This window comes from Wolbachia endosymbiont (group A) of Andrena helvola (assembly GCF_964028415.1).
GTDB classification, from domain to species: domain Bacteria; phylum Pseudomonadota; class Alphaproteobacteria; order Rickettsiales; family Anaplasmataceae; genus Wolbachia; species Wolbachia pipientis.
Window position 1 is genome coordinate 1134248 of the sequence record NZ_OZ034779.1, and the last position, 14822, is coordinate 1149069.

A 14822-nucleotide genomic window follows, 5' to 3' on the forward strand; every position below is an offset into this window, starting at 1 on the left:
CTACTGATCAGCTGTAATAGTTCAGACTTGATCTGACAGGCGTGAATTAACTGACAGAAGAATTGACAAAGTCAAAACCAAAATCAGCATCCTGTTTAATGCTATCAATATTTTTCTGATAAGCAATATGCATACTATCAAAAAAGGTTTGCATAGGTGTCTTACCATAGCAATATTTACCTGAATGCGGTCGAGATCTATTGTAAGAATGCACCCAATGGTCTACATCTAGCTGAAGCTCTGCCAAAGAGGTGTAAATTTTCTTTCTGAAGATAATATTGTAGCATTCATCTTGCATAGTTCTGTGGAACCTTTCACAGATGCCATTAGTTTGTGGAGAACGAGCTTTGGTTCGAGAATGATCAATATTTTCTACCCCCAAATACAGCTGGTAAGCGTGATTTTCAGGTCTGCCACAGTACTCTGTACCACGATCCGTCAAAATGCGTAGCAATGATACTTTCTGTTCATCAAAAAACGGTATCACCCTATCATTGAGAAGGTCTGCAGCTGTAATAGCAGTCCTTTCTGTATAAAGCTTAGCAAAAGCAACTCTAGAGTAGGTATCAACAAAGGTTTGTTGGTAAATTCGTCCAATACCTTTGATATTACCCACATAATAGCTATCTTGGCTACCCAAGTATCCTGGATGTTCTGTTTCAATTTCTCCATGGGCCTCTTTTTCTTCCTTAGCCTTCTCTAGAGCTGTTATCTGCTCTTCTGTTAAGATAATGTGTAATAGTTCAGACTTGATCTGACAGGCGAACAAAGTAAGATAAAAATATGAATAAATTTTAAAGGAGTGTCAGATATGAGTACAACACAAGAAAAAATACTAAAACCAAAGTTGGGATTGCTAGAACTTGCAAAGCAATTAGGAAATGTATCACAGGCGTGTAAGGTAATGGGATATTCAAGGGATACATTTTACCGCTTCAAAGAACTGTATGAAAAAGGAGGAGAAGAGGCTTTACACGAGATAAGCAAAAGCAAGCCATTATATGCAAATAGGGTATCGGAGGATATAGAAAAAGCAGTAATTGAAATAGCAATAGAATTTCCAGCGTATGGACAAGAAAGAGCAGCAAACGAACTGAAAAAGAGAGGAATTCTCATCTCTGCAAGTGGAATAAGATCAGTGTGGCAAAGAAACGATCTTGAGAATTTCAAAAAGAGGTTAAAGGCATTAGAAGCAAAAGTAGCTCAAGATGGCATTATCTTAACAGAAGAGCAGATAACAGCTCTAGAGAAGGCTAAGGAAGAAAAAGAGGCCCATGGAGAAATTGAAACAGAACATCCAGGATACTTGGGTAGCCAAGATAGCTATTATGTGGGTAATATCAAAGGTATTGGACGAATTTACCAACAAACCTTTGTTGATACCTACTCTAGAGTTGCTTTTGCTAAGCTTTATACAGAAAGGACTGCTATTACAGCTGCAGACCTTCTCAATGATAGGGTGATACCGTTTTTTGATGAACAGAAAGTATCATTGCTACGCATTTTGACGGATCGTGGTACAGAGTACTGTGGCAGACCTGAAAATCACGCTTACCAGCTGTATTTGGGGGTAGAAAATATTGATCATTCTCGAACCAAAGCTCGTTCTCCACAAACTAATGGCATCTGTGAAAGGTTCCACAGAACTATGCAAGATGAATGCTACAATATTATCTTCAGAAAGAAAATTTACACCTCTTTGGCAGAGCTTCAGCTAGATGTAGACCATTGGGTGCATTCTTACAATAGATCTCGACCGCATTCAGGTAAATATTGCTATGGTAAGACACCTATGCAAACCTTTTTTGATAGTATGCATATTGCTTATCAGAAAAATATTGATAGCATTAAACAGGATGCTGATTTTGGTTTTGACTTTGTCAATTCTTCTGTCAGTTAATTCACGCCTGTCAGATCAAGTCTGAACTATTACACCTAAAGTACTCCGACACTGGGATGACACCCCGGGGTTTCTGGGATGACAAAAAAGAGCCCCCTGAGCAAAAATCTTATAGCCACTTGAATGATAATTGACTTTTTGCCTAAAATAACTAAGAAAGAAACTTCTCATCAAGATAACTTAAATATATACTAATTCTCTTATTTTTAAACGATTTCTCATCATGAATTGCACGATCAAAAACCTGAATTTGACTTGTTATAATGCTACAATTATTATTTGCAACTTCTAATACGCCACTATCAATTACAACCTTCTTTTCTGTTTGGTTACTCATTTTAACAGTAATCATACCAGGCAATAAATAAATTAAGTAAGGAGCATGGTGAGCTAAAATCATAAGCTCCCCTTCGAGCCCAGTTACTGAAAGAGAAACCACTCCACTGAATGAAATTTGATCATCAGGAGAGAAAAATTGCACTTTAAAAGTATTCATAATCTTTAACTTTTATTTAGCTTCAGCTTGTATTAATTCAGCCTTTTTTATTGCTTCATCTATATTCCCCACCATATAAAAAGCAGCCTCTGGTAAGTGATCATATTTGCCTTCAACAATCCCTTTAAAACTGGAAACAGTATCAGAAAGTGAAACAAATTTACCAGGCATGCCAGTAAATATTTCTGCAACGTGAAAAGGTTGAGAAAGAAATTTCTGAATCTTACGAGCCCTATCAACAATAATTTTATCTTCATCAGATAGCTCATCCATACCAAGTATTGCGATAATATCTTGCAGTGATTTATAAGTTTGCAATATACGTTTCACCTCAGAAGCTACATTATAATGTTCTTCACCAATGATTTCAGCAGATAAAGACTGAGAAGTTGAATCAAGTGGATCAACAGCAGGGTATATTCCCATTTCAGCTATTTGCCTTGACAACACTGTGGTTGCATCAAGGTGAGAGAATGTAGTTGCTGGGGCTGGATCAGTCAAATCGTCCGCAGGAACATATATAGCTTGCACAGAAGTAATAGAGCCAGAAGTTGTTGAAGCTATTCTTTCTTGCATTGCACCCATATCAGTTGCAAGGGTTGGCTGATAACCAACAGCTGACGGTATTCTTCCAAGTAAAGCAGAAATTTCAGAACCAGCTTGTGTAAATCTAAAGATATTATCCACAAAAAATAGAACATCTTGGTTTTCACGGTCACGAAAATACTCTGCCATAGTAAGTGCTGTTAAAGCAACTCTAGCCCTTGCTCCAGGAGGCTCATTCATCTGACCATAAACCAAAACAGCTTGAGATTTTTCATGCTCATTTATATTTATTACATTTGAAGTGATCATCTCGTGATAAAGATCGTTACCTTCACGCGTTCTCTCCCCTACCCCGGCAAACACAGAAAATCCTTTATGAGCTTTTGCTATATTATTAATTAATTCCATTATTAGGACTGTTTTACCAACACCGGCTCCACCAAATAAGCCAATTTTTCCTCCTTTAAGATAAGGTGCAAGAAGATCTATAACTTTTATTCCCGTAACTAAAACTTCTTCCTGTATTCTCTGTTCAGTAAAACTTGGAGGTGCTCTGTGTATAGGCTCTAAGTTATACTTTCCCTTCAGTGGACCACACTCATCTATAAGCTCTCCAACAACATTAAAAATCCTTCCTAAAGTTGAACGCCCAATTGGCACCGATATTGGTGCACCTGTATCAACAAATTCATCCCCCCTTGACATGCCATCTGTGCTATCCATAGCAATACAACGAACTATATTGTCACCTATATGCTGCGAAACTTCTAAAACCAGCTCCTTATCCTTATATTTTAGTTTGCTTTTTAAAGCATTAAATATTTTAGGCAATTCACCTTCAAATTTTATATCAACAACTGCTTGAGTTACCTTAATCGCTCTACCTATATTCATCTCTTTATTTTTATCACCTAACACTATAATTCCATAAAAGAACTTTTAAAGAAAATAAATTTTATATTATTAATAGAAATTTTGCAACATTAAAACGCTTACTAGTTACGCTTCATTACAAACAATGCAAATGCATTTAATAGCCAAGTAATAATAAACAATACTAAACTAAGCGCATAAGCAGCAAGAGTTTGTACACTATTGAAATCCTGATCTCCGGTAAGTAATGTAGCGATCTGCACGGTAATGGTAGTAACTGAATTAAGAGGGTTAAAAGTCAAATTTGCGTTGATTCCCACAGCCATTAGCACAATCATTGTTTCACCTATCACTCTTGAAATTGACAATAAAATTGCACTTAAAATTGTAGGCATTGCATAAGGTATTGTTATATGCCATATAGTTTCCGCTGGAGTTGCACCAAGTGCAATGAAGCCATAACGCAAGCTTTTTGGAACAGATCTTATGGCATCTTCGAGTAAAGAAATAATAAAAGGAAGAATCATTATCCCAATCGATAAACCGGCAACTAAGGCACTTTCTGAGTGTATACTTAAACCAAAAAAATTTGCTACCTGCTTTATAAAGAAAGACAAAAACACAACCGCGAAATATCCATATACAACCGTAGGAATAGCAGACAAAACTTGCAAAGTTGTATTAACAATATAACGCACTTTCTCACTCGCATATTCACTAATATATATTGCAGAAAATAAACCAAGCGGAACGACAACTAACATTGCTATAATAGTTATAAGTAATGTACCAACTAAAAGCGGCGCTATACCAAAACATCCTATCTTCTCTTCATTGATAGTGACTACATTGTGGCCCCATTTCAAGCAAAACAAGAATTCTGAAATAGCTACTTTATTAAAAAAACTAATGGATTGAATAAAAATAGACAGCATTATAAATAAAGTGATAAAAAATGATATGGCCAAAGCCACAAATAACGAAAGTTTTATTATCTTATTTCTTTTATTTTTAAAGATAAAAGCAAGCATGAAAAAAAGTAACGCTATAGAAATAAAAGTTACAAAACAATTATTATAGAATACTAACAACCAAGTTAGCATCCATACACAACTAAGATATAGATAAGATTTAACCTTATTTACTTCTTGAAACCTACTAAAACAAAATAAAAGGATTAGTAAGACAGGTATGACTATCACCGAATTCATTCTTCCATGCATCAAATTTTATTCTACGAAAATGTCATACAAGTTCACCATTATTTGACAATAAAGTAAAACAATTTAAAATAAATAATTATATTAATATAAAAACAATGAAGAGAACATTTCAACCAAAAAATTTGATAAGAAAGCGCAGACACGGATTTCGTTCACGTATGGCAACAAGAGCTGGAAGAAAAATCCTTAATAGGCGCCGTTCATTAGGGTGTAACAAATTATGCGCATAGTAAGTATAAAAAAAAAGATTTTTCTTCTGCTTTCAAAAATAAGTTAGCACTCAACAGTCTTTTTTATCGTGGGCTTTATATATCACTGTACGCTATAAAAGAAAGAGAACCTGAAAAGTACATTCATACTATTAGAGTAGGTCTGGCTATCAGTAAAAAAACCGGAAAAGCAGCAAAAAGAAATAAAATAAAAAGGCAACTACGAATGCTTGCTAAAATTAGCATTTTAAATATAAGTAATATAGGGCACTACTACATAATACTAACTCATAGAAACATTATGCAAGCAAGTTATAAAAATTTACAAAAAGATCTAACTATTTGCTTAAAAAAGATAAAATAAAAAAAAATCTCAATTAAGGTATTTACAACTATATTTTTTATGATAATATAGGTAAAATTTTTAAAAATAGTTAATGGGTGTGGTGAATGGTAGAGCATATAAAAGAGGTAAATAACACAGGCTTTGGTCAGATGTATCAATTCTTATTTCTTCCTAAAGGAACAGGAACAGATTGGAGGTCAGCATTTCGCCAACAAGAAGAATTATTTAAAAAAGTGGGAGGTAATGTAATATTACCAGAAATCAGTAATTCTCCTTCAAAAGGGAATCAATTAGGGGAAGTAGGAACAATGCTAAATAATGTAGAAAATGACCAAGAACATATAAGAAAAAAAAGATATCGTAGTTAAAGTAAAAACTTAAAGAATAGTAACAAAACAAGAAAGTTAAAATATAAGTATACCTACTGTCTAATTAACAAAGAAATTTTTATAAACTTGGCGGCGACCTACTCTCCCTTTTCAAGTACCATCAGCGCTAAAAAGTTTCACTTCCGAGTTCGAGATGAGATCGGGTGGTTCATTTTTGCTATAGCCACCAAGTCAATAAAAATTTCTAACTTAACAATTTTAACTTAATATTTAACACTGCATACACACATATAGAAAGCAAATAAATCAATCAGGCTATTAGTACTAGTTAGCTTCACATGTTACCATGCTTCCACAACTAGCCTATCAACGTGGTAGTCTTCCACGGCCTTAATTGGGAAATCTTTTTGAAGAGGGTTTCTTGCTTATATGCTTTCAGCAATTATCCCATCTATACATAGCCACCCAGCGATGCTATTGGCATAACAGCTGGTACACCAGAGGTATATCCATCTCGGTCCTCTCGTACTAGAGTCAGACCTTCTCAAATTTCCTTCACCCACGGCAGATAGAAACCGAACTGTCTCACGACGTTCTAAACCCAACTCACGTATCACTTTAATCGGCGAACAGCCGAACCCTTGGGACCTTCTTCAGCCCCAGGATGTGATGAGTCGACATCGAGGTGCCAAACGGTGTCGTCGCTATGAACGCTCGAACACCATCAGCCTGTTATCCCCGGCGTACCTTTTATCCGTTGAGCGATGACCCTTCCATACAGAATCACCGGATCACTATGACCGACTTTCGTCTCTGCTTGGCTTGTCAGCCTCGCAGTCAGGCAAGCTTATGCCATTATACTATCAAGCTGATTTCCGACCAGCTCTAGCTTACCTTCGCACGCCTCCGTTACTTTTTAGGAGGCGACCGCCCCAGTCAAACTACCCACCATACAATGTCCTAGTTCCAGATAATGAAACATAGTTAGATATCAAAAGTGTAAAGGGTGGTATCTCAAGGTTGACTCCATTATAGCTAGCGCCATAACTTCAAAGTCTCCCACCTATCCTGCACATCACACTTTTAATAGCAATGTAAAGCTATAGTAAAGGTGCACGGGGTCTCTTCGTCTAACCGCGGGTACCCCGCATCTGCACGGGGAATTCAATTTCGCTGAAGTGATGTTGGAGACAGTGGAGAAATCGTTACGCCATTCGTGCGGGTCGGAACTTACCCGACAAGGAATTTCGCTACCTTAGGACCGTCAGTGTTACGGCCGCCGTTTACTGGGGCTTCAATTCGGAGCTTGCACCCTTCCTATTAACCTTCCAGCACCGGGCAGGCGTCAGACCCTATACTTCCACTTACGTGTTTGCAGAGTCCTGTGTTTTTAGTAAACAGTCGCTACTCCCTATTTTGTGCCACCTACTCATAGTTGCCTAAAAGCAGGTTACCCTTCTTCCGAAGTTACAGGTATAATTTGCCGAGTTCCTTCAACATCATTCTTTCAACACCTTAGTATACTCTACTCATCCACCAGTGTCGGTTTGCGGTACGGCCTCATAAATATAAGTGCTATTTCCTGGAGCTTCTTTTAAGCATAGATCAATCCAATAAGATCTATACAAATACGAAACCCGTCACACTTAAGAGGTTTAGGAATATTAACCTAATTGCCATCGACTACTCCTTTACGGACTCGCCTTAGGAACCGACTAACCCTACGCAGATTAACTTAACGTAGGAACCCTTAGATTTTTGGTGAGAGTGTTTTTCACACTCTTTTACGCTACTTATGTCAGCATTCTCACTTCCGATATCTCCAGCAGTTTTCACAAACCACCTTCACAGACTTACGGAACGCTCCGCTACCGCGCCTATTGATCGAAATCAATAAGCACTCACATCTTCGGTATACAGCTTTAGCCCCGGTACATTTTCGGCGCAGAAAAACTTATTTAGACAAGTGAGCTGTTACGCTTTCTTTAAAGGATGGCTGCTTCCAAGCCAACCTCCTAGCTGTAATGGTTTTTCTACTTCCTTCCCCACTTAGCTGTAATTTTGGGACCTTAGATAGTGATCTGGGTTGTTTCCCTCTTCACCACGGACTTAGCACCCGTAGTGTGCCTGCTGTATAATTAATTGTTGGTATTCGGAGTTTAGTTAGATTTGGTAAGACGGTGAATCCCCCTAGTCTATCCAGTGCTCTACCCCCAACAACATACATACAACGCTCTACCTAAATAGATTTCGCGGAGAACCAGCTATTTCCAAGTTTGATTGGCCTTTCACCCCTAATCACAACTCATCCAATAATGTTGCAACATTAACTGGTTCGATCCTCCAGTGTGTTTTACCACACCTTCAATCTGGTCATGACTAGATCACTTGGTTTCGGGTCTAATCCATAAAACTAAAACGCCCTATTCAGACTTGCTTTCGCTACGCCTACACCTAACGGCTTAAGCTTGCTTCATAGATTAACTCGCTGACCCATTATGCAAAAGGTACGCTGTCACTCTAAATATCAATAAATTGATATAGAGCTCCAACTGTTTGTAAGCACTTGATTTCAGATTCTATTTCACTCCCCTCCCGGGGTTCTTTTCACCTTTCCCTCACGGTACTTGTTCACTATCGGTCGTTAAGGAGTATTTAGGCTTGGAGGATGGTCCCCCCATATTCAAACAGGATTTCACGTGCCCCGCTCTACTCAAGGATTTAAAAACTTTCTACTTATACAGGACTATCACCTTCTATGGTTACTATTTCCAGAGTATTCTAATTCTTATTCTTAAATCACTAGCCTTTTCCGCTTTCGCTCGTCACTACTAACAGAATCTCGGTTGATTTCTTTTCCTTTGGCTACTTAGATATTTCAGTTCACCAAGTTTGCTTTACATACTTAGTACGTAATGACTAGCTAAACTAGTTGGGTTTCCCCATTCGGAAATCTGCGGATCAAAATTTGTTGACAATTCCCCACAGCTTATCGCAGCCTGCCACGTCCTTCATCGCCTCTTAACGCCAAGGCATCCATCAAGTGCTCTTAATAATTTATTTATCCGACTATATGCAGAATATGCAGAGTTAAATATTATTAAAATTGAATTGAGATTAAATTAATCTCTACCATAAAACTTGTCAAACATCTAAAAACTAAATTAATCTTTTATATGTTATAACCTAATAAATAATATGTCAACGCCTTTTTGCACAAAACATTTACTTATATTATCAACAACAATATACTAGCAATCCTAAACAGTATAATCTGAGAAATATGTGGTAAACTTATATATACAGTAAAAATTAATAAAAAAGATATTTTGTAAGATAAAATGTGTTAAAATCAATTGCCTAAAAATGATAATAAACATTCGGAGTATTTCTAACGTATGAAAAGTAATCTCTCTTTTATAAAAAACGTTGCTTTAAATTGTATGTCTAAGCTCATTGGCGTATTAAATATTAAGAAAGTAAAACACTTCATTGTGAATAAATATAATACTCTTCATAAAGAAATGACAGTGCTTCTTAAAAAATCTAAGAACCTGTTAAACACCAACATTGAAATCGGTTTATATCACTTTTATAAAGGTAGCATATCAGATGCAAAGTTACGATTTTGGTTAATTAGCATATTTTACCCCCATTTACCTATAGTCTGGTATAACATCGGAAGGTGTCATTTTGCGGTAGGGAATACTAACAAAGCTTATAATTATTTAACAAGGGCACTAAAATTAGATAATGACCACGAGGAGGCGTCTTACTATATAAAAAAAATGACAAACTCAGCGCCTATTACAGAATTGCCAAAAAACCTCATAAGACAATATTTTGATTACACAGGTGAATATTTTGTTGAGCATTGGTTGATTGCCAAACAATATAGAGGGCATGAACTTGTACACATGATAATTACAAAAATCTTCAACAACTCCACTTCTGAGCTCAATATACTCGACCTTGGTTGTGGAACTGGAATATGTGGTCATTTCTTGAAAATAAATAGTATTGGAAACCATATAACAGGAATTGACATTTCAAGTAGAATGCTAAATATCGCAAGAGGATGCTTTATAAAAGGTAAGCCTGTTTACAATGAATTAATACATATGGAAATGAAAGAGTTTCTTAAACAAGAGAAAAACCAGCAGTATGATGTAATTATCTTTGCTGAAGTGCTACATTATCTACATGACTTTCAAGAAGAGTTGGAATTAGCAAAAAGATCTACGAGCAAAAAAGGAGTTATTGTATGTTTAATAAGAAGAAAGGAAGGTGAAGGTATTGACTTTGTAAACAAAGGAGACTATTTTCGTCACTCAGAAAGTTATGTTCAACATGTTGCAAAAGAAATAAATATGCAAATAAGTTATATGAGTTACTGTAAAATATATGGCAGTCAGGTTGACGGTATCTTGTTTGCATTACAGCATCAACAAAAAAATCCGAAAAACCTAACTTAAAAATCGCTCAAAATGACTTTTAAGTACCTATATATAATAAAAGAATAAAAGGAACTTTATGAATAACATTACCATTAATTACGCAAAGGACAGCAAATTAACCGACTTTGGAAAAGCAGTTCTATCAGACAGGTATTTAATAGAAAATGAAAGTTATCAAGACCTCTTTGCACGTATTGCTAATTACTATTCTGATAATAAAGAACATGCGCAGCGTCTTTATGACTACATGAGCAACTTGTGGTTCATGCCTTCAACACCAATACTCAGCAATGGTGGCACTAAGAGAGGGTTACCTATCTCTTGCTTTCTTAATGAAACCGAAGACAGCTTGCAGGGAATAGTTGATCTATGGAACGAAAATGTTTGGCTTGCTGCACGTGGAGGAGGCATAGGTAGTTATTGGGGAAATTTACGCTCAATAGGCGAAAGCGTAAAGGGTAGCGGCAAAACATCAGGAATTGTTCCATTTATTGTAGTGCAAAATGCTCTAACGCTTGCAATTAGTCAGGGATCCCTAAGGCGAGGAAGTTCAGCAGTCTACCTTCCTGTATCTCATCCGGAGATAGAAGAGTTTCTAGATTTACGCAAGCCAACAGGCGGTGACCCAAATCGCAAAGCGTTAAATATACATCATGCTGTAATAGTAACAGATAAATTTATGCAGGCTGTTGAGAATGATCAAGAATGGAATTTAATAAGCCCTCACAACAATAAGGTTATTTCAACTGTAAAAGCGCGGGATATATGGATCAAAATATTAACAGCAAGAGTTGAAACTGGAGAACCTTACATTATTTTCCTTGATGCAACAAATAACAATAAGCCAGAATCTTACAAAAAGCTCAACTTAGACATCAAGATGTCAAATCTATGCAGTGAAATAACTTTAACCACAGGTTATGATCACCTGAATAAGTCACGCACTGCTGTGTGTTGTCTATCATCCGTAAACCTTGAGTACTACGAAGAATGGAAAGACAATAAACTCTTCATAGAAGATATAATGCGCTTTCTTGATAATGTATTGGAAGATTTCATAAATAAAGCACCGAATGAAATGCAGCGAGCAAAATATTCTGCAGCCAGAGAACGCAGTATTGGTCTTGGTGTGATGGGCTTTCACTCATTTTTACAAAGCAAAATGGTTCCTTTTGAATCAGTAACAGCACAACAATGGAATAAAAAAATATTTAAGTATTTACGCGAGCAAGCAGATATAGTTTCTAAAAAATTAGCAGAAGAAAAGGGAGCATGTCCTGATGCCAAAGAAGTTGATCTAATGGAAAGGTTTACACACAAACTCGCTATTGCTCCTACTGCCTCGATCTCCATTATTGCAGGTAATACCTCCCCTGGAATAGAACCATACGCAGCAAACGTATTCATACAAAAGACACTTACAGGCTCATTTGTAGTGCGAAATAAATTCTTGCAAAAACTATTAGCAGAAAAAAATCAAGACAATGATAAAATATGGTCTTCAATTTCAACAAACGAGGGTTCCGTTCAGCATTTAGATTTTCTTAGTGAGCATGAAAAATTGACATTTAAAACAGCGTACGAGCTTGACCAAAGATGGATTATAGAACATGCAAGTAATAGAACTTCGTATATTTGTCAATCTCAATCAGTAAATCTGTTCTTACCTGCCAACGTACATAAACGTTACTTGCACAAAATACACATGCTTGCTTGGAAAAAAGGATTGAAGAGCTTATATTACTGCAGATCACAATCAATGCAGAGAGCCGATAAGGTCTCGCATGACATATTCAAAAAAAGTGAAATATTGCAACAAAAAACAGATATTGACTACGATGAATGTCTGTCATGCCAATAGCGGCCTTACTCAGAAAAAGTAGAGAGAAAGTTAAGCAAATGGGTAAATAGACTTCTTGCATAACCATATAACGCACTTTTATTGGGAATAGAAACGAAAAAACTTTCTTGACAAACTCCGCCAGCTCCCTTATCATAAAACTGAAGCTATTTATTTATCTTCGCAATCTGTGCAGGTTAATGACAAAAAACTTAGGGTATTTGGCGTCTCATGTTTAATTTTTCGCACTACGTGCATCGCATGTCTTTAAAAATTTTTAGGTTTTTACCTATATAAGCCGAAACGCGCTTACAAAGCGTTTAAGACAGCAAAAAACGTCAAATTGACAAGGGAGAATTTGAATGCTAGCTACTACGGGGTTTCTTTGCCTTTTTTCCTGCTTAGTAAATTTCTTAAACACTTGCGGTGTAGGTTAGTTGCAAGTTAAAAGCAGCTAAATCGCTCTTAATCAAGCGTTTTAGAATAAAAAAAACGCCGATATTTTAGTACATAGTAAATAGCCAACCACCATGGGGCTTCTTTTGCCTTTTTTTTCATTTGGTAAATTTCTTAAACATTTATGGCTAAACGACAATCGTCATCCCGCTACTTGTTAGCGGGATCTATTGCCGAGATACCGCGAATGAATCGCGGTATGACGGTTCGCGGTGGCATGACGATAAAGTTTATACCTCGTCATCCCGCTGCTTGTTAGCGGGATCTCTTGTTAGCGGCTGAGATACCGCGAATGAATCGCGGTATGACGGTTCGCGGTGGTATGACGGTTCGTGGCAGCATGAAGATAATCCCGCTACTTGTTAGCGGCTAAGGGATACCGCGAATGAATCGCGGTATGACGATAAGCTCGTCGTCCCGCTACGTGTTAGCGTCGTAGCGGTATGGTGTAGGAAAATTAGCTATATAGCTAACTTGTACCACGCGTTAAAGCTTTTAAACAGGTCTTGGTTTACTTACTCCATTATTTTCTTTATTATCAGATATCATTTTAAATAATATGGAGGAGCAAATTGTCAGCAATTGCCATTATTGATTTTGGTTCACAGTTTACACAGCTTATCGCAAGACAAGTAAGAGGAATGGGCGTTTATTGTGAAATATTTCCAAGCAGCGTCAGTTTTGAAACAATATCAAAATTCAATGGGTTTATTCTCTCTGGAGGACCACAATCTGTAAATGATGATTGTTCTGAAACAAGTAGAATAGTACATGAAATTATAAAACTTAATGAGGCAACAAGCGTTCCTATACTTGGAATATGCTATGGACAGCAACTCATTTGTCATTATTTTGGAGCAAAAGTAAAAGAGAGTTTCAAACAGGAGTTTGGTAGAACTAAAATCAAGATACTAAAAGAATCCCCCATTGTAAAGGATACCTGGGATGTTAATTCTGAAGTGGATGTATTAATGAACCATGCGGACAGTGTTGATACTATACCACAGGGATTTACTGTTATCGCATCAGGTGTGATAAATCAAACAATTGCAATGATTGTCAACGAACAGCGGAAGATTTACTGTACTCAGTTCCATCCTGAGGTTAAGCCCACAACAAATGGCAGTAAATTGCTCTCTAACTTCTTGGATATTGCAAATTGCAAAAGAGACTGGACAATGAAGTCGTTTATTGAGGAGCAAAAGGAAAAAATCAAAAATGTAGTAGGAGAGAAAAAAGTAATCGCTGCAGTAAGTGGTGGGGTTGATTCAAGCGTTGCAGCGGCTCTCACACATAAAGCTATAGGAAAACAATTGAACTGTATTTTTATCGATACTGGGTTGTTACGCAAGAACCAAACCATCGCTATGTTGAAAGAGATTCCGATAAATTACGTTGATAAATCAAATTTATTTTTGAGTAGGTTGAAGGGAATAACTGATCCAGAAGAAAAGCGAAAAATTATCGGTAACACTTTTATTGAAGTGTTTGAAGAAGAAGCAAAAAAAATAGGTGATGTGGATTTTTTGATGCAAGGTACCATCTACTCTGATGTAGTTGAGTCAGGGCATGCCTCAAACAACACTAGTACAATTAAGTCTCACCATAATGTTGGTGGGTTGCCAGAAAAGATGAACCTGAAGCTAGTGGAGCCTTTACGCTACCTCTTTAAAGATGAGGTAAGGCTACTTGGAAAAGAAATTGGGCTTTCAGATGAGATAATATTTCAACATCCATTTCCTGGACCTGGACTTGCAGTGAGGATTATAAGTGAAGTCGATGAAGAAAAGGTGCGAATATTGCAAGAAGTAGATGAAATATATATTAATACGATGAAAAATTACGATCTATACGATAAGATATGGCAAGCTTTTGCTGTATTATTACCAATAAAAACTGTAGGCGTTATGGGAGATGGTCGTACGTATGGACATGTTTGTGCTTTAAGGGCTGTAACATCATCTGATGGTATGACAGCCGATGCATTTCCATTTGAAGATAAGGATCAACACTTGCTAGTATTTTGGGATTTTTTACGCAATGTCGGCAGTATAATTGTTAATAATGTTCCCGGAGTAAATAGAGTTGTTTATGATATCACTTCTAAACCACCCGCAACTATTGAGTGGGAGTAAATCAAAAAGATC

At 36.8% G+C, this 14822-nt stretch carries 9 protein-coding genes, 2 rRNA genes and 2 pseudogenes; 7 read left to right on the forward strand and 6 right to left on the reverse strand.

Going from position 1 to position 14822, the window contains the following annotated elements; genetic code table 11:
• Positions 1-46: 46 nt before the first annotated feature.
• A pseudogene (locus ABWU73_RS05865) lies at positions 47-733 on the reverse strand (integrase core domain-containing protein); the annotation flags it as partial.
• A 78-nt stretch (positions 734-811) separates the two neighbouring features.
• On the opposite strand from ABWU73_RS05865, the gene ABWU73_RS05870 reads away from it, so the two are divergent.
• Positions 812-1900, forward strand: a complete 1089-nt coding sequence (locus ABWU73_RS05870) for an IS481 family transposase (RefSeq protein WP_264329420.1) — start codon at positions 812-814, stop codon at positions 1898-1900.
• A 151-nt stretch (positions 1901-2051) separates the two neighbouring features.
• Here the strand turns inward: ABWU73_RS05870 and ABWU73_RS05875 are convergent, their stop codons facing one another.
• From ABWU73_RS05875 to pstC, 3 genes are all read right to left on the reverse strand, one after another.
• Positions 2052-2396: a F0F1 ATP synthase subunit epsilon gene (locus ABWU73_RS05875; RefSeq protein ID WP_006279902.1), complete on the reverse strand. Its 345-nt coding sequence runs from the start codon at positions 2394-2396 to the stop codon at positions 2052-2054.
• 12 nt (positions 2397-2408) lie between these two features.
• Positions 2409-3836, reverse strand: coding sequence for a F0F1 ATP synthase subunit beta (gene atpD, locus ABWU73_RS05880; protein WP_010962432.1), 1428 nt, complete (start codon positions 3834-3836; stop codon positions 2409-2411).
• Between the two features lie 101 nt (positions 3837-3937).
• A complete protein-coding gene (gene pstC / locus ABWU73_RS05885) occupies positions 3938-5026 on the reverse strand; it encodes a phosphate ABC transporter permease subunit PstC (RefSeq protein WP_264329867.1) in 1089 nt (362 codons plus the stop codon).
• 107 nt (positions 5027-5133) lie between these two features.
• Here pstC and rpmH point away from each other — a divergent pair, with 107 nt between their 5' ends.
• The 3 genes and pseudogenes from rpmH (at position 5134) to ABWU73_RS05900 (ending at position 5961) form a co-directional block, all read left to right on the forward strand.
• Complete coding sequence (gene rpmH / locus ABWU73_RS05890; protein ID WP_006279898.1) at positions 5134-5268, forward strand: 50S ribosomal protein L34; 135 nt, start codon at positions 5134-5136, stop codon at positions 5266-5268.
• 67 nt (positions 5269-5335) lie between these two features.
• Positions 5336-5611, forward strand: a pseudogene (rnpA, locus tag ABWU73_RS05895) (ribonuclease P protein component); the annotation flags it as partial.
• 86 nt (positions 5612-5697) lie between these two features.
• Positions 5698-5961 carry a hypothetical protein gene (locus ABWU73_RS05900; RefSeq protein ID WP_077188558.1) on the forward strand — a complete coding sequence of 88 codons (264 nt, stop codon included), beginning with the start codon at positions 5698-5700 and terminating at the stop codon, positions 5959-5961.
• An 85-nt stretch (positions 5962-6046) separates the two neighbouring features.
• On the opposite strand, the gene rrf is transcribed toward ABWU73_RS05900, so the two are convergent.
• Positions 6047-6153, reverse strand: a 5S ribosomal RNA gene (gene rrf / locus ABWU73_RS05905).
• A gap of 66 nt (positions 6154-6219) precedes the next feature.
• Positions 6220-8985 (reverse strand): 23S ribosomal RNA (locus tag ABWU73_RS05910).
• A gap of 335 nt (positions 8986-9320) precedes the next feature.
• Between ABWU73_RS05910 and ABWU73_RS05915 the strand changes: the two genes are divergently transcribed.
• The 3 genes from ABWU73_RS05915 (at position 9321) to guaA (ending at position 14810) form a co-directional block, all read left to right on the forward strand.
• A complete protein-coding gene (locus ABWU73_RS05915) occupies positions 9321-10397 on the forward strand; it encodes a methyltransferase domain-containing protein (protein ID WP_010082287.1) in 1077 nt (358 codons plus the stop codon).
• A gap of 58 nt (positions 10398-10455) precedes the next feature.
• Entirely contained in the window at positions 10456-12240 is a 1785-nt protein-coding gene (locus tag ABWU73_RS05920; protein ID WP_077188557.1) for a ribonucleoside-diphosphate reductase subunit alpha, read from the forward strand.
• A 1007-nt stretch (positions 12241-13247) separates the two neighbouring features.
• Complete coding sequence (guaA, locus tag ABWU73_RS05925; protein ID WP_264329794.1) at positions 13248-14810, forward strand: glutamine-hydrolyzing GMP synthase; 1563 nt, start codon at positions 13248-13250, stop codon at positions 14808-14810.
• Positions 14811-14822 lie beyond the last annotated feature (12 nt).

Coding starts and splice junctions, on each gene's coding strand:
- ABWU73_RS05870 (WP_264329420.1), top strand. CDS start 812: ATGAGTACAACACAAGAAAAAATACTAAAACCAAAGTTGGGATTGCTA.
- ABWU73_RS05875 (WP_006279902.1), bottom strand. CDS start 2,396: ATGAATACTTTTAAAGTGCAATTTTTCTCTCCTGATGATCAAATTTCA.
- atpD (WP_010962432.1), bottom strand. CDS start 3,836: ATGAATATAGGTAGAGCGATTAAGGTAACTCAAGCAGTTGTTGATATA.
- pstC (WP_264329867.1), bottom strand. CDS start 5,026: ATGAATTCGGTGATAGTCATACCTGTCTTACTAATCCTTTTATTTTGT.
- rpmH (WP_006279898.1), top strand. CDS start 5,134: ATGAAGAGAACATTTCAACCAAAAAATTTGATAAGAAAGCGCAGACAC.
- ABWU73_RS05900 (WP_077188558.1), top strand. CDS start 5,698: ATGGTAGAGCATATAAAAGAGGTAAATAACACAGGCTTTGGTCAGATG.
- ABWU73_RS05915 (WP_010082287.1), top strand. CDS start 9,321: ATGAAAAGTAATCTCTCTTTTATAAAAAACGTTGCTTTAAATTGTATG.
- ABWU73_RS05920 (WP_077188557.1), top strand. CDS start 10,456: ATGAATAACATTACCATTAATTACGCAAAGGACAGCAAATTAACCGAC.